Here is a 16,096-nt window from a genome sequence, read left to right as displayed (position 1 = left end):
TTCCCGGGAGGCAGCCCTGGCCGTGGAACGGCGCCCGCGTCGACGCAGCATCCTCCAGCGTAGAAGCCTTTGCAACGGCCGCGCGACCCGCTGGTCACTCGCTGTGCCAGATGCGTGACAAAGTGTCACTCTCAACTGTGGCAGGCCTGCCACAGGCCTTCTCCAGCGCGGCGCCAGAGCCGGGCGCAAACCGCTCTGCAACGGTACTCACGGCGCCCTGGCCCAGCCCTTGCTCTGTGGAAGACATACGCCACCCTGCGTTATCTCCACTACAACAAGAGACAGGAGAAACACCATGCGTTACGCCCAACCCGGTACCCCCGGCGCTGTCGTTTCCTTCAAGTCCCGTTATGGCAACTACATCGGCGGCGAGTTCGTCGCCCCGGTCAAAGGCCAGTACTTCACCAACACCTCCCCGGTGAATGGCCAGCCGATCGCGGAGTTCCCCCGCTCCACTGCCGAAGACATCGACAAGGCCCTGGACGCCGCCCATGCCGCGGCCGATGCCTGGGGCCGCACGTCGGTGCAGGACCGCTCGAACATCCTGCTGAAGATCGCTGACCGCATCGAGCAGAACCTTGAAGTCCTGGCCGTCACCGAGACCTGGGACAACGGCAAGCCGGTCCGCGAAACCCTCAACGCCGACATCCCGCTCGCCGTCGACCATTTCCGCTACTTCGCCGGCTGCATCCGCGCCCAGGAAGGCGGCGCCGCCGAGATCAACGAAGGCACCGTCGCCTACCACATCCACGAGCCGCTGGGCGTGGTCGGGCAGATCATCCCGTGGAACTTCCCGCTGCTGATGGCCGCCTGGAAACTGGCTCCCGCGCTGGCCGCCGGCAACTGCGTGGTGCTGAAACCCGCCGAGCAGACCCCGCTGGGCATCAGTGTGCTGATGGAGCTCATCGGCGACCTGCTGCCGGCCGGCGTGCTCAACGTGGTGCAAGGTTTCGGCAAGGAAGCGGGCGAGGCCCTGGCCACCAGCAAGCGCATCGCCAAGATCGCCTTCACCGGCTCCACCCCGGTGGGCTCGCACATCCTCAAATGCGCCGCCGAGAACATCATCCCTTCCACCGTGGAACTGGGCGGCAAGAGCCCGAACATCTACTTCGAAGACATCATGCAGGCCGAGCCGGCCTTCATCGAGAAAGCCGCCGAAGGCCTGGTGCTGGCCTTCTTCAACCAGGGTGAAGTCTGCACCTGCCCGTCCCGCGCCCTGGTGCAGGAATCCATCTACCCGGCCTTCATGGCCGAGGTGATGAAGAAGGTCCAGGCCATCAAGCGTGGCGACCCGCTGGACACCGACACCATGGTCGGCGCCCAGGCTTCGCAGCAACAGTTCGAGAAGATCCTCAGCTACCTCGACATCGCCCAGCAGGAAGGCGCGGAAGTGCTCACCGGCGGCGCCGTGGAGAAGCTGGAAGGCAACCTGTCCACCGGTTACTACATCCAGCCGACGTTGCTGAAGGGCAACAACAAGATGCGCGTGTTCCAGGAGGAAATCTTCGGCCCGGTGGTGGGCGTCACCACCTTCAAGGACGAGGCCGAGGCCCTGGCCATCGCCAACGACACCGAGTTCGGCCTCGGCGCCGGTCTCTGGACCCGCGACATCAACCGCGCCTACCGCATGGGCCGCGGCATCAAGGCCGGCCGCGTGTGGACCAACTGCTACCACCTGTACCCGGCCCACGCCGCCTTCGGTGGCTACAAGAAGTCCGGCGTCGGCCGTGAAACCCACAAGATGATGCTCGACCACTACCAGCAAACCAAGAACCTGCTGGTGAGCTACGACATCAATCCGCTGGGCTTCTTCTGATCCTCCTCCGGCAACAGAAAACGCAGCTTAGGCCGCGTTTTTTGTTTAGGAGCGTTGGCGATGATGGGTTTCGTTTCGCTCCAGCGGCACGCCCGACACCGTAGGTTGGGTAGAGGAACGAAACCCAACAGGCCCATGCCGGGGGTCGCTCCGGGTCAGGGCTGACCACGGCGCCTGCTGTTGGCCCCCGATGGGTTTCGCTTCGCTCTACGCCATCCTACGAGGCGGCATTGCCACCCCTGGCGGATGGACACGCGCCCGGGATCAGCACGTAGGTTGGGTAGAGGAACGAAACCCAACAGGCCCATGCCGGGGGTGGCTCCGGGGCAGGGCTGACCACGGCGCCTGCTGTTGGCCCCCGATGGGTTTCGCTTCGCTCTACGCCATCCTACGAGGCGGCATTGCCACCCGACTCCCACCCACACAACAAGCGCGTAGGTTCGGTAGAGGAACGAAACCCAACAGGCCCATGCCGGGGGTGGCTCCGGGTCAGGGCTGACCACGGCGCCTGCTATTGGCCCCCGATGGGTTTCGCTTCGCTCTACGCCATCCTACGAGGCGGCATTGCCACCCGACTCCCACCCACACAACAAGCGCGTAGGTTGGGTAGAGGAACGAAACCCAACAGGCCTATGCCGGGGGTCGCTCCGGGTCAGAGATGACCACGGCGCCTGATATTGGCCCCCGATGGGTTTCGCTTCGCTCTACGCCATCCTACGAGGCGGCATTGCTGCCTCGTAGGATGGACTCGCGCCCGGGATCAGCGCTCGTCGCCCCGCCATTGCCGCGGGCTCACCCCGAACCAGCGGCGGAAGGCACGGGAGAAGGCGCTGGTTTCGGAATAGCCCAGCAGCGGCGCCAGTTCGGAGATGGGCCTCTGGCGCTGGCGCAGGTAGTGCAGCGCCAGTTCGCGGCGGGTCTGTTCCACCAGTTGGCTGAAGCTCAGGTTTTCGTCGCGCAGGCGGCGCTGCAGGCCCGCCGGGGTCAGTTCCAGACGCTCGGCGATCTGCTCCAGGCTGGGCTCGCCCAGGCCAAGGGCGAGGCGAATCTGGGTGCCGGCCTCCTCCAGCAGGCTCGGGCGGGCGCCCTGCTCACCCAGGCGGCGGATCACATCCTGGAACAGGAACAGCAGGTTGGGATCGCGCTCGGGCATGGCCTTGCCCTGCACATCCCCCTTGGGCACCAGCAGGAAGTTGCACGGCCGGCCGAACTGCACCGGCGCGCCGAACGCCTCGACGTGCTCCTGCCAACCCTCCGGCCGCTCGTGTTCGAAGGCCACCGCGCGCGGCGTCCAGTCGCGGCCCAGGGCATGGCGGATCAGGTTCAGCGCCATGCCCATGGTCAGCTCGGCATCCTGACGGCGGTCGAGGATGGCGCCGTGGCGAACCTGATAGTCGAAGCGGTAGCACTCGCCGCAATCCACCAGACGGATCAGGGTGCTGTGCTGGTGGAAGGGGAAGGCCGCCGCGAAGTTCTTCAGCGCCTCGTCCAGGGTGTCGGAACTGAGCCCGACATACCCCAGCAGACCGAGGGCGCGGGGCTGGAACTGCTGGCCGTAGCGCAGGCCGAAGTTGTCGCAACCGGACTGCCGCGCCGCCTCTTCCAGCACCTGGCAATAGTTCGGCAACGCCAGGCTCAGGGTGGGATGGAGCAGTTGCTCCGGGTCGATCCCGGCGCGACCGAAGATGCGGTCCAGATCGCCGCCCTGGTCGGTGATGAAGCGGTCGAGTCCGCTGGCGGCCGCCGAGAGCACGCCGACATTGCTCGCCGTGGGCGCCTGCAGGCCGACACTGGAAAACAGGGACGGGTTCATCACGGATTACCAAGTCTTTTTTTGATCAGGCATTCAAGCAAAACCCATGCCCTCCGAACGGCCGCGCGGATACGCCGCTGCGCCCCCGTGAAAGGGGGATTTCCGGGCCATATGCGTGCACGCCGCCGCGCCGCGCCCCGTGCCGGGGCAAGGTGGGTGGGGCGATGGGTAACAGTGCCGTGCGACTTGACCGCAGAGGCCGCACGCGGGGCTCCAGGGTCAAGTCCTTGAGTGCGTCGCTGGATACCATCGAGCCAGGCACCCACCCACGACGCCCTCAGCAGGGCGAGGAGTCCCGATGAGCACGACACAACTAAAACCCACGCTCGGCACCTTGCACCTCTGGGGTATCGCCGTCGGCCTGGTGATCTCCGGCGAATACTTCGGCTGGAGCTACGGCTGGGGCGCCGCCGGCACCCTCGGCTTCCTGGTCACCGCCCTGCTGGTGGCCACCATGTACACCTGTTTCATTTTCAGCTTCACCGAACTGACCACCGCCATTCCCCACGCTGGCGGCCCCTTCGCCTACAGCCGCCGCGCCTTCGGCGAAAAGGGCGGACTGATCGCCGGTATCGCCACCCTGATCGAATTCGTCTTCGCCCCGCCGGCCATCGCCATGGCCATCGGTGCCTACCTCAACGTGCAGTACCCGGAACTGGACCCCAAGCACGCGGCAGTGGGCGCGTACTTTATCTTCATGACGCTGAACATCCTCGGCGTCAGCATCGCCGCCACCTTCGAGCTGGTGGTCACCGTGCTCGCCGTGGCCGAATTGTTGGTGTTCATGGGCGTGGTGGCACCGGGTTTCAGCTTCAGCAACTTCGTGGTCAACGGCTGGGCCGGCACCAATGAATTCGGCGGCCACGCCATTTCCGGCATCTTCGCCGCCATTCCCTTCGCCATCTGGTTCTTCCTCGCCATCGAGGGCGCGGCCATGGCCGCCGAGGAAGCCAAGGACCCGAAACGCACCATTCCGCGCGCCTACATCGCCGGCATCCTGACCCTGGTGTTCCTCGCCATCGGCGTGATGGTGATGGCCGGCGGCGTGGGCGACTGGCGCCAACTCTCGGGCATCAACGACCCGCTGCCCCAGGCCATGAAGGCCGTGGTGGGCAACGACTCCACCTGGATGCACATGCTGGTGTGGATCGGCCTGTTCGGCCTGGTGGCCAGTTTCCACGGCATCATTCTCGGCTACTCCCGGCAGTTCTTCGCCCTGGCCCGCGCCGGCTACCTGCCGCGCGGCCTGGCCAAGCTGTCGCGCTTCCAGACCCCGCACCGCGCCATCATCGCCGGCGGCGTGATCGGCATCGCCGCCATCTACAGCGACGGCCTGGTGAACCTGCAGGGCATGAGCCTCACCGCGGCGATGATCACCATGAGCGTGTTCGGCGCCATCGTCATGTACATCATCAGCATGCTCAGCCTGTTCAAGCTGCGCCGCACCGAGCCGCACCTGGAGCGCACCTTCCGCGCGCCGGGCTACCCGGTGGTGCCGGCCATCGCCCTGGTACTGGCCGTGGTCTGCCTGCTGGCGATGATCTGGTTCAACACCCTGATCGGCTTGATCTTCCTTGGCTTCATGGCGGCGGGGTATATCTACTTCCAGTTCACCGCCCACCATCGTGCCGACGCACCGGCCGATGCGCTGCTGAACCGCGCTTGACGGCATTTCCACCCCGTCGCACGGCTGCGGGGTGGTCGTAGCCCGGACGGAATCCGGGAGCCCTGGTTTCCCCGGATGGCATCCGGGCTACCGCGATCGCCGGTCCATGTTGACCTGGAGGACGGAGATACAGATGGCCAGTTTTTCCCACAGCGTCGGCGGCGAGACCTGGCGCTTCGACAGCCTCAAGGAGGTCATGGCCAAGGCCAGCCCGGCGCGCTCCGGCGACTACCTGGCCGGGGTCGCGGCCAGCAGCGACGGTGAGCGCGTCGCCGCGCAGATGGCCCTGGCCGACATTCCGTTGAAGCACTTCCTCGACGAGGCGCTGATCCCCTACGAAGAGGACGAAGTCACGCGCCTGATCATCGACAGCCACGACCGCGCGGCCTTCGACCCGGTGAGCCACCTCACCGTTGGCGGCCTGCGCGACTGGCTGCTCAGCGAGCACGCCGACGAGGCCAGCCTGCGCGCCCTGGCCAAGGGCCTGACGCCGGAGATGGCGGCCGCCGTGTCGAAGATCATGCGCGTGCAGGACCTGGTGCTGGTGGCGCAGAAGATCCGCGTGGTCACCCGCTTCCGCAACACCATGGGCCTGCGTGGGCGACTCTCCACCCGGCTGCAGCCGAACCACCCCACGGACGAACCGGCCGGCATCGCCGCGAGCATCCTCGACGGCCTGCTCTACGGCAACGGCGATGCCATGCTCGGCATCAACCCGGCCACCGACAGCATTGCCTCCATCTGCGCCATGCTGGAAATGCTCGACGCCATCATCCAGCGCTACGAGATACCCACCCAGGCCTGCGTGCTGACCCACGTCACCACCTCCATCGCCGCCATCGAACGCGGCGTACCGCTGGACCTGGTGTTCCAGTCCATCGCCGGCACCGAGGCGGCCAACGCCAGCTTCGGCATCAGTCTGAAGATTCTCCAGGAAGGCTACGAAGCGGGCCTGTCGCAGAAGCGCGGCACCCTGGGCAATAACCTGATGTACTTCGAGACCGGCCAGGGCAGTGCGCTCTCGGCCAACGCCCACCACGGCGTCGACCAGCAGACCTGCGAAACCCGCGCCTACGCCGTGGCACGGCACTTCAATCCCTTCCTGGTGAACACGGTGGTCGGCTTCATCGGCCCGGAATACCTCTACAACGGCAAGCAGATCATCCGCGCGGGGTTGGAAGACCACTTCTGCGCCAAGCTGCTCGGCGTGCCCATGGGCTGCGACATCTGCTACACCAACCACGCCGAAGCCGACCAGGACGACATGGACACCCTGCTCACCCTGCTCGGCGTCGCCGGCATCAACTTCATCATGGGCATCCCCGGCTCCGACGACGTGATGCTCAACTACCAGACCACCTCCTTCCACGATGCCCTCTACGCCCGCCAGAGCCTGGGTCTGAAGCCGGCACCGGAGTTCGAGCACTGGCTCGAGCGCATGGGCATTCTGGTGCAGAACGACGGCCGGGTCATACTCGGCGAGCACCTGCCGCCGGCGTTCCGCCAGGCCATCGCGCGACTGGGTTGACTTCGAGGACCGACGGATGAAAACACCACGCCAGTTCTCCGGCCACACCGCCAACCCCTGGGAAGAACTGCGCCGGCTGACCCCGGCACGCATCGCCCTGGGCCGTGCCGGCATCAGCCTGCCCACCCATGCCCAACTGAATTTCCAGTACGCCCATGCGCAAGCCCGCGACGCCGTGCACCTGCCCTTCGACCACGCCGGGCTGGTCGAAAAGCTGACTGAGCGCGGCCGCGCCACGCTGCTGCTGCACAGCGCCGCCAAGGACCGCGACACCTACCTGCAACGCCCCGACCTCGGTCGACGCCTGGACGCCGCCTCGCGAGAGATCCTGCAGCAACACGCCCAGGCCAACCCTGGTGGCTGCGACCTTGCAGTGGTCGTAGCCGACGGCCTTTCCGCCCTCGCCGTGCAGCGCCATACCCTGCCCTTCCTTGAACGCCTGGAGGAGCAGGCCCAGGCCGAAGGCTGGTCGCTGTCGCCGGTGGTGCTGGTGCAACAGGGTCGGGTTGCCGTGGCTGACGAAGTGGGCGAACTGCTGGGCGCGAAGATGGTGGTGATCCTCATCGGCGAACGACCGGGCCTGAGCTCGCCGGACAGCCTCGGCCTGTACTTCACCTGGGCGCCGCGTGTGGGGCTGACCGACGCCTACCGCAACTGCATCTCCAACGTGCGCCTGGAAGGCCTGTCCTATGGCATGGCCTCCCACCGCCTGCTCTACCTGATGCGTGAGGCCTGCCGCCGCCAACTGTCCGGGGTGAACCTGAAGGACGAGGCCGAAGTGCCGTCCCTGGCCGGCGATCCGGACAACGCCCTGGCAGGCAACTTCCTGCTGGCGGCCGACCACCACTGAGCCGCCACGTCCGGACCCGCTCCGCACCATGGGTCGCCAGGCCAGGCACGGCGCCGGCTCGATGAAGTACGCAACCCGGTCAAACGCTTGCTTGGATTGCGCTTTCCATAACTTCTGGTGCAGCATCGATGAACCTGGCTGGCACGCCACCTGCATCGCCATACACGTCCAACCACAGATATCGAGGCCCATCATGCGCATCGTCCAAGCCACCCTGGAGCACCTGGACCTGCTTACGCCGCTGTTCGTGAAGTACCGTGAGTTCTATGGTGAACTGCCGTTTCCGGAATCCTCTAGAAAGTTTCTGGAGAAGCGCCTGAGCCGCAAGGAATCGGTGATCTACCTGGCCCTTCCGGATGACGACGACACCCGCCTGCTCGGCTTCTGCCAGCTCTATCCGAGCTTCTCCTCGCTGGCCCTCAAGCGCGTGTGGATCCTCAACGACATCTACGTTGCCGAAGACGCCCGCCGCCAGTTGGTGGCCGACCGCCTGCTGCAGACCGCGAAAAAAATGGCGCGGGAAACCAACGCCGTGCGCATGCGCGTCTCCACCAGCGTGAGCAACGAGGTGGCGCACAAGGTGTACGAGTCCATTGGCTTCCGCGAAGACGCCGAGTTCAAGAACTACATCCTGCCGATCAACAGCGACTGACCCCCGCTGTGCGAGCCCGAGCCATGGGCCGGGCTCTTTCCTCCCCCTAACCCAGCCCCAACCACAGCCCCAATAACGCCGGCAGCCCGAGCGCCAGCGCCAGCGCCAGTTGCCGCAAGCGGGGTCGACGGGGCGCGGGCGCCGTCCGGCGGGCCTGTTCCAGCAGCCGCTCCAGCGCCAGCTGGAATTCCGACAAGGCCTCGAAGCGGGCCCGTGGCTGCGGCGCCAGCGCCTTGGCCAGCACACCATCCCAGCCCTCGGGAATCCCGCTTACGCGACCGGCCAAGGGCACATAGCGGCTGGACTGGTCGCCCTCGGGCCGCGCCGCCTCCGGCCAGTGCCCACCGAGCAGCCAGTAGGCCAGCGCCGCCAGCGCAAACTGGTCGGCGCTGCCGTCGGCGGCTCGGCCCTGGCGCAGCTCCGGCGCGAGCGGAATGGCCTGGGGCGGGACGGCTTGCCGTGGGACGCCCGGCAGAATGGCGGCGAACTCCGGCAACAGCAGCAGACGCCCCTGCTCATCCAGCAGGATCTGCCGGGGAGTCAGCCAGAGGCCCTGCATGCCGCGCCGCTGCAACGAGCGAACCGCCTCGATCAGTTGCGCCAGGATGCTCAGGGTGGCACCGGCATCCAGCGGACCACGCCCCTCCCTGATTCTGGCCAGGCTGCGCACGCCGGCCGGCGGCAGGGCGAACAGCAGAAAGGCATGGCGACGGACATGGCGCGGCGACAGCACCTGCGGCAGGGTCACCACCGGGCTGCGGCGCAACACCCATTCGCGCTGCCAGAAGGCCTCGTCGGCATCCGCCTCGGCCAGCCAGAGCAGGGCCTCGCGTTCCTCATCCCGCGCCTGGAACAGGCGACCTGGCGGTCCATAGTCGCAGGGTGCGACCAACTGCCAACCGTCGATCTCCATACCTGGCGCGGCGCCCCGCAGACTCGGCCAATGACCGCACGGCGCCGACGGCGGCAGGCGATGAGGCTCCCCCGGCAACACCAGGGCAGCGGCGCCAGGGGCGCTGAGCAGGGGCTCCAGCAAGCCGCCCAGTTGGCCGGGTTGCAGGTTGTCGCAGGCTTCGCGCAGGGCCCCCAGATCGGCCACCTCCAGCAGCGGCTGGGGCGCCATCAGCAATGGCCGGTTGGGGACCAGCGACAGGCTGTGCTGAATAACCGCCAGTTCCGCCTGTTCCCCCAGCGGGTTCGGTCGCCCGACCAGTCCCTCCGCAGGTCCGCTCTGGAAGCACACCAGGCCGACCGCCCCGGCCTGGAGAAAGTGTGCCTCGCCATCCTGAACCAGCAGCAGGCCGGCGCTCAGCTCCGGAACCGGCTCACCCGCCTGACGGCGGCGGAACAACTGAAGGTTGAGCGCTGCCAGCACCTGCCGCGCCGCCTGAGTCTCGCTCCAGCCCTCGGGGGTACAGGTGTAGTCGGCGAACAGGGCGTCCAGGTATTGCCCAAGCACCTGCACCACATTGGTGCATGAACATCCCCAGAGCAGCGCCACCAGCAGGGACGGCGGACGTCCCTGGCGCCCGGCCACCCAAGTCGCACGGGCGCGGGCCGCCTGGGTCGGCAGGTCCAGACCATGCCCCTGGGCCAGGCTCACGGCGGGGTGTTCCAGCAGTTGCAAGGGCATAGGCGCGCATCTCTATCCAGGAAAACTATGGAAACAGTTGCAGCCTTTATGCCGTTCACCGTTCGGCACGGAGACTCACCGTGCCCGGAAGACTTGTCCCTATAATGCGCCCATCAGCTTCCCCCCCGACCCGCTCTCCACAAGGCTCTCCATGGATTTCAACCCGATCGACCTGATCCTGCACCTGGACCATTACCTCAACCTGCTGGTCACCCAGTACGGCGTCTGGGTCTACGCCATCCTGTTTCTGGTCATCTTCTGCGAGACGGGCCTGGTGGTGACGCCCTTCCTGCCGGGCGACTCGCTGCTGTTCATCGCCGGCGCCGTCTGCGCCGGTGGCGCGATGGACCCCTGGCTGCTGGGCGGCCTGCTGATGCTCGCCGCCATCAGCGGCGACAGCCTCAACTACCTGATTGGACGCACCGCCGGCGAACGCCTGTTCAGCAACCCGGACTCGAAGATCTTCCGCCGCGACTACCTGCAACGCACCCACGACTTCTATGACCGCCATGGCGGCAAGACCGTGACCCTGGCGCGTTTCCTGCCCATCGTGCGGACCTTCGCCCCCTTCGTCGCCGGTGTGGGCCGCATGCCCTACCCGCGCTTCTTCGCCTTCAGCGTCCTGGGCACCATTCTCTGGGTCGGCGGCCTGGTGACCCTCGGCTTCTTCTTCGGCAACGTCCCCTTCATCAAGCAGAACCTGTCGCTGATGATCATCGCCATCATCGGCCTGTCGCTGCTGCCGATGCTGATCGGCATGCTGCGCAACCGCCGGCACCCCGCCGCCAAGCGCGCCCAGCAACCGCACTGAGCCGGGCCATGTGGTCGTACCGCAACTGGCGCCGCCGGCGCATCCTCACCCGCAACCCGGTAGCCCCGCAGCAGTGGGCGACGGTGCGCCAGCGCCTGCCGATCCTCGATGGCCTGGACGAGGCCGAAGACCAGCGCCTGCGCGAGCGCAGCGTGCTCTTCCTGCACGACAAGCGCATCAGCGCCCTGCCCGGCGTGGAGCTGTCCCATGAGGACCGCCTGACCCTCGCCGCCCTCGCCCAACTGCCGCTGCTGCACCTGCCGGACCTCAACTGGTACCAGGGCTTCCACGAACTGGTGCTCTACCCCGACGACTTCGTCAGCCCCCAACGCCACCGCGACGCAGCTGGCGTGGAACACGAATATGACGACGAACGCAGCGGCGAGTCCTGGCAGTTCGGCCCGGTCGTCCTCGCCTGGCCCGGCGTCCAGGCCAGCGGCGGCTGGGACGGCTACAACCTGGTGATCCACGAACTGGCGCACAAGCTCGACATGCTCAACGGCGGCCCCAACGGCCTGCCACCACTGCACCGCGACATGCGCCAGTCCGACTGGGCCCTGGCCATGCAGAGCGCCTACGACGCGCTGAACGCCGAACTCGACCGCGACCCCGACGCCGAAACGCCCATCGACCCCTACGCCGCCGAAGACCCGGCGGAATTCTTCGCCGTCGCCAGCGAATACTTCTTCACCGCACCGGACCTGCTGGAGCAGGCCTTCCCCGCCGTCTACCGCCAGCTCCAGGCCTTCTACCGCCAGGACCCGCTGGCCCGCCTGAAACGCCTCCAAGACGACCATCCGGACTACCGCGACGCGACCAATGGCTAAGCACAACGGCGTGGCATCGGCCATTGAATGTGCCTATAATCGCGCCCACTTTTTTGGCCCACCCCCTGGGAGTCGACCATGAGCTACAGCAAGATCCCGGCCGGCAAAGACCTGCCGAACGACATCTACGTCGCGATCGAAATTCCGGCCAACCACGCGCCGATCAAGTACGAAATCGACAAAGACAGCGACTGCCTGTTCGTCGACCGCTTCATGGCCACCCCGATGTTCTACCCGGCCAACTACGGCTACATCCCCAACACCCTGGCTGACGACGGCGATCCCCTGGACGTGCTGGTCGTCACCCCCTACCCGGTCGCGCCGGGCGCCGTGATCCGCGCCCGTCCGGTCGGCGTCCTGCACATGACCGACGAAGCCGGCGGCGACGCCAAACTGCTGGCCGTGCCCCACGACAAACTGAGCGTCCTGTACAAGGACGTGAAGGAATACACCGACCTGCCGGCCCTGCTGCTGGAGCAGATCAAGCACTTCTTCGAGAACTACAAAGACCTCGAAAAAGGCAAGTGGGTGAAAGTAGAAGGCTGGGGCAACGCTGACGAAGCCCGTGCCGAGATCACTAAAGCAGTTGCGGCTTACCAGAAGTAAGACCGGCAATCGCCTCCCGCAGACAACGCCCGTATCCATGGATACGGGCGTTGTCGTTTCCGGGTCCGGCTTCGGCTCAGGCCCGCAGCCGGGTATCCGACGGCCGCTCGCCATAGGCCTTTCGATAGTCCGCAGCGAACTGCCCCAGGTGGGCGAATCCCCAGCGCGATGCGATCTCGGTGATCGACGCCGTCTGCTCCGGATCGAGGAGCGCCTCCCTCACCCGCTGCAGGCGGACTTCCTTCACATAGCGCATCACCCCGATATCGCGCCATTGGTGAAAGACCCGCTGCAGCGTCCGGATGCTGCAATGGGCCGCGGCGGCGATCGCCGCCAGCGTCAGCGGCTGCCCAGCCTGCTCATCGATAAAGGCCATGGCGCGCCTCAGGCAGGCCGGGGCGATAGCGCCGTCCGCCCCGGATAACCCGCCCAACCGGTCCGCGACCAGGTTCATGATCAGCAGCTCTTCCGCCCGCGGCAGCAGCATCGTCCTCACGCTTTTCGGCGTATCGGGGTGCAGCAGCTGCCGGAGCATTTCCACGGACGCCAGCCAGCGATCGCGTTGCCCTGGCGCATCCAATACCCAGGACGACAATCCGCCCGGCAGCGACCGTCCGGACAGGCGCCGCCAGTACTCGTCGAGCCGTCGCGCATCGATGCGCACCCCCAGCTGCACGTTGTCCGGGCTGTAGCGGTATCTCGATGGCGCATCCCGGGCGATGACCATGGTCGAGCCGGCTCCCCCCATGTGCTCGATGCTTCCGCTGCGGATATCCGCGCGCCCCGCCAGCGTGGTGAGCACCAGGACGAAGTCCCCGAAAACCTCCGGCGCGATCGAGATGTCTGCACCGTAGGTAAACCAGGACAGCGCAACGCTCTCGCCCTGCAGCCGGGACATGCTGGCGGGCCAACGACGCTGGCGGGACGCGTGGAAGCGGTAGGGGCAATACACCCGGCCGACCTCTTCACGCGCGAAATCAAGGTCCATGGACTCGAACACCAGCGCACTGCGCGGCATGTCGCCATGGGCCAGCAAGGGGCCGGGCGACCTGGGTGGCGTTCCGGGATGGGAAAACTGGCTCTTCACGTTCCACTTCCTCCATGGCGCGGGGTCGGCCTGTCGATAAAGGCGCGTTTCCGATGCGGACGGCGCCGGATAGATAGCCGGCCCGCTGACGCCCGTCCGACCATGGGGCCCTATCGCCAACCGATGGAGCCTCGCGTAGAACCATGAAACCTTCACTCAAGAAAAACTATACGGCCTACATCAACGGTGGATTTGTTCCGTCCCAGGGGGCGGTGTTCGCCGCCACCAACCCCGCTACGGGCGAGCACCTCGCCCATATCGCCCGCTGTAACGCCGCCGACGTCGACACGGCCGTCCAGGCCGCACAGCGCGCCCTCCCCGGTTGGAAGGCCACGAGCTACGAAGAACGCGCCGCCCTGCTGAACCGGCTCGCCGACGCGCTGGAAAAGGAGCTTCCACGCCTGGCGCTGATCGACGCCCTGGACGTTGGCCGGCGCATCGCCGAAACCCGCCTGGACCACCAGAAGGCCATCGCTCAATACCGTTACTTTGCTGGTGCGATCCTGACCCACGAGGACTATGGTCGACCGATCCCGGACGGTTACCTGATGGTCAAGCGTGAACCCATGGGCGTGGTCGGGCAGATCATCCCGTGGAACGTGCCGGCCCTGATGGTCGCCCTCAAGGTGGCGCCGGCGCTGGCGGCGGGCAACACCCTGGTGCTCAAGCCCGACGAGAACGCCTCGCTGTCCACCCTGGAATTCGCCGAGATCGCTGGCGGCATCTTCCCGCCGGGCGTTCTCAACGTGGTACCTGGCTTCGGCGAGGAAGTCGGCGCCGCCCTGACCGCTCACCCGAAGGTGGCCAAGCTCGCCTTCACCGGCAGCCCCGAGGTCGGCCGCATCATCGCCCACGCCGGTGCCGAACGACTGGTGCCGGTGTCCCTGGAACTGGGCGGCAAGAGCCCCAACATCGTGTTCCCGGATGCCGATGACCTCGATGCGGTGGTGGATAACGCCCTGTTCGCCGCCCTGTATTGCAACGGCCAATCCTGCCTGGCCGGCACTCGCCTGTTCGTCCACGACGATATTTACGCCTCCTTCGTGGACAAGCTCGCCAGCGCTGCCTCGCGCCTGAAGGTCGGCAATCCGCTGGACGAGTCAGCGCACCTGAGCTGCCTGGTATCCGCCAAGCAAGGGAAGCGGGTACTGGAGTACATCGGCATCGGCAAGGCGGAAGGAGCCAAGGTCCTGTTCGGCGGCGAGCGCGAAAGCGTCGCGGGCTGCGAGGCCGGCTACTTCATCCAGCCGACCCTGCTGGAAGTGCGCCACGGCATGCGCGTGGAACAGGAGGAGATCTTCGGGCCGGTGCTCAGCATCCTTCGCTGGAGCGACTACGAGCAGATGCTGAAGGAAGCCAACGGCGTCCCCTACGGACTGGCCGCCGGCCTCTATACCGCTGACCTGGAAAACGCCATGCGCACCGCCGATGCGCTGGAGGCCGGATCGGTCTGGATCAACCAGTACTTCAACCTCAGCAGCGGCGTGCCCTTCGGTGGCGTCAAGGAAAGCGGCATCGGCATGGAACACGGCCGTGAAACCCTGAACATCTACTCGCGGGTGAAGTCGGTCACCGTCCGCAACCGCGTGATCGAGCCCTGGTACCTGGGTTGACCTTCCACTCCCTGGCGCCGCCCGCAGCGGCGCCAGCCAGGAGACGATCCATGAACAAGTATGAATTCCACGACATCCGCGTCGCCGTCACCCGCGGCAAGGGCGAGCCGTTCCAACTGGAGGCGGCTCGCCTGCGGGCTCCTCAGGGTGATGAAGTGCTGGTGCGCATCATCGCCAGCGGTCTTTGCCATACCGACCTGATCATCCGTGACCAATACTACCCCGTGCCCCTGCCAGCGGTGCTGGGGCACGAGGGTGCGGGCGTAGTCGAAGCCATAGGCCCGCAAGTAAGTTCTCTCGCCGTCGGCGATCACGTCGTGCTGACGTATGGCCACTGCGGTCATTGCCTGCCTTGCAGCGCGGGACGCACCTCTTACTGCACCGACTTCTACGCCCACAACTTTGGCGGGACCGACCAGCACGGCAACTGCGCCATCGTCGACGCCAAGGGCGAGTTCCTGCACGACCACTTCTTCGCCCAGTCCTCCTTCGCGACACTCGCCCTGAGCCGCGAACGCAACGCCATCAAGGTGCCGAAGACCGCGCCCCTCGAACTGCTGGGGCCGCTCGGCTGCGGCATCCAGACCGGCGCCGGCGCCGTCATCAACTCACTCAAGGTGACCCCCGGCAGCCGCTTCCTCGCCCTGGGCGCTGGCGCGGTCGGGCTGTCTGCCGTGCTGGCTGCCAAGCTCGCCGGTGCCGCGACCATCATTGCAGTCGATCGGGTTCCAAGCCGCCTGCAACTGGCACTGGAGATTGGCGCCAGCCACGCCCTCGACAGTGGAGACCCCGAGTGGGTCGAGACAGTCCGGGAAGTCACCGGCGGCGGTGTGGACTTCGCCCTCGAGTCCACCGGGCGCCCGGCCATCCTGGCCCAGGGCGTATCGGCCCTGGCGCCGCTGGGTGTGCTGGGGGTGGTGGGCGCGTCCCCGCAAGGGACGCAAGCCCGGTTCGACCTCAACGACCTGATGATCGCCGGCAAGAGCATTCGCGGTATCTGCGAAGGCGACAGCGTACCGCGCAAATTCATCCCGGAACTGGTTGAACTGCACATGCAGGGTCGTTTCCCCTTCGACCGGCTGGTGAAGTTCTACCCCTTCGACGCGATCAACCAGGCCGCCGCAGACAGCGAGGCCGGGGTGACCCTGAAGCCGATCCTGCTCATGGACGGCCAGACCTCTATCAGGACCTGAA

Annotated in this window: 13 protein-coding genes; 10 read left to right on the top strand and 3 right to left on the bottom strand. The window is 66.5% G+C overall.

From position 1 onward, the window contains the following. The first annotated feature begins 295 nt into the window (after nt 1-295). Nucleotides 296-1,816 (top strand): acetaldehyde dehydrogenase ExaC, encoded by a 1,521-nt coding sequence (gene exaC, locus PJW05_RS04535; RefSeq protein WP_271410551.1) that lies wholly within the window; start codon nt 296-298, stop codon nt 1,814-1,816. A gap of 760 nt (nt 1,817-2,576) precedes the next feature. Here the strand turns inward: exaC and qhpR are convergent. Beyond that, nucleotides 2,577-3,629 carry an AraC-like transcriptional regulator QhpR gene (gene qhpR / locus PJW05_RS04530; protein WP_271410550.1) on the bottom strand — a complete coding sequence of 351 codons (1,053 nt, stop codon included), beginning with the start codon at nt 3,627-3,629 and terminating at the stop codon, nt 2,577-2,579. A 298-nt stretch (nt 3,630-3,927) separates the two neighbouring features. Between qhpR and eat the strand changes: the two genes are divergently transcribed. The 4 genes from eat (at nt 3,928) to PJW05_RS04510 (ending at nt 8,325) form a co-directional block, all read left to right on the top strand. After that, a complete protein-coding gene (eat, locus tag PJW05_RS04525) occupies nt 3,928-5,295 on the top strand; it encodes an ethanolamine permease (RefSeq protein WP_271410549.1) in 1,368 nt (455 codons plus the stop codon). 133 nt (nt 5,296-5,428) lie between these two features. Beyond that, the gene (locus PJW05_RS04520; RefSeq protein ID WP_271410548.1) at nt 5,429-6,823 is read left to right on the top strand and encodes an ethanolamine ammonia-lyase subunit EutB; all 1,395 of its coding nucleotides are present in this window, start codon (nt 5,429-5,431) and stop codon (nt 6,821-6,823) included. 16 nt (nt 6,824-6,839) lie between these two features. Beyond that, nucleotides 6,840-7,673, top strand: a complete 834-nt coding sequence (gene eutC / locus PJW05_RS04515; RefSeq protein ID WP_271410547.1) for an ethanolamine ammonia-lyase subunit EutC — start codon at nt 6,840-6,842, stop codon at nt 7,671-7,673. Between the two features lie 193 nt (nt 7,674-7,866). Then, a complete protein-coding gene (locus tag PJW05_RS04510) occupies nt 7,867-8,325 on the top strand; it encodes a GNAT family N-acetyltransferase (protein WP_271410546.1) in 459 nt (152 codons plus the stop codon). A gap of 46 nt (nt 8,326-8,371) precedes the next feature. Here PJW05_RS04510 and PJW05_RS04505 read toward each other — a convergent pair whose 3' ends face one another. After that, a complete protein-coding gene (locus tag PJW05_RS04505; RefSeq protein WP_271410545.1) occupies nt 8,372-9,958 on the bottom strand; it encodes a protein kinase in 1,587 nt (528 codons plus the stop codon). Between the two features lie 151 nt (nt 9,959-10,109). On the opposite strand from PJW05_RS04505, the gene PJW05_RS04500 reads away from it, so the two are divergent. From PJW05_RS04500 to ppa, 3 genes are all read left to right on the top strand, one after another. Continuing rightward, entirely contained in the window at nt 10,110-10,769 is a 660-nt protein-coding gene (locus PJW05_RS04500; RefSeq protein WP_271410544.1) for a DedA family protein, read from the top strand. Nucleotides 10,770-10,777: 8 nt separating this feature from the next. Next, nucleotides 10,778-11,596 (top strand): zinc-dependent peptidase, encoded by an 819-nt coding sequence (locus PJW05_RS04495; protein ID WP_271410543.1) that lies wholly within the window; start codon nt 10,778-10,780, stop codon nt 11,594-11,596. A 78-nt stretch (nt 11,597-11,674) separates the two neighbouring features. Further along, a complete protein-coding gene (gene ppa / locus PJW05_RS04490) occupies nt 11,675-12,202 on the top strand; it encodes an inorganic diphosphatase (protein ID WP_004420411.1) in 528 nt (175 codons plus the stop codon). Nucleotides 12,203-12,278: 76 nt separating this feature from the next. On the opposite strand, the gene PJW05_RS04485 is transcribed toward ppa, so the two are convergent. Further along, nucleotides 12,279-13,289, bottom strand: a complete 1,011-nt coding sequence (locus PJW05_RS04485; RefSeq protein WP_271410542.1) for an AraC family transcriptional regulator — start codon at nt 13,287-13,289, stop codon at nt 12,279-12,281. Nucleotides 13,290-13,432: 143 nt separating this feature from the next. On the opposite strand from PJW05_RS04485, the gene PJW05_RS04480 reads away from it, so the two are divergent. Both PJW05_RS04480 and PJW05_RS04475 read left to right on the top strand, forming a co-directional pair. Next, a complete protein-coding gene (locus tag PJW05_RS04480; protein ID WP_271410541.1) occupies nt 13,433-14,902 on the top strand; it encodes an aldehyde dehydrogenase family protein in 1,470 nt (489 codons plus the stop codon). Between the two features lie 50 nt (nt 14,903-14,952). Next, nucleotides 14,953-16,095: an NAD(P)-dependent alcohol dehydrogenase gene (locus PJW05_RS04475; RefSeq protein ID WP_271410540.1), complete on the top strand. Its 1,143-nt coding sequence runs from the start codon at nt 14,953-14,955 to the stop codon at nt 16,093-16,095. The last annotated feature ends 1 nt before the right edge of the window (nt 16,096 follow it).

It is taken from the genome of Pseudomonas sp. Q1-7 (assembly GCF_028010285.1).
In the GTDB taxonomy this organism is placed as follows: Bacteria; Pseudomonadota; Gammaproteobacteria; order Pseudomonadales; family Pseudomonadaceae; genus Metapseudomonas.
The sequence above is the reverse complement of the archived record's forward strand: the minus strand, read 5'-3'. Positions and strand labels throughout refer to the sequence as shown.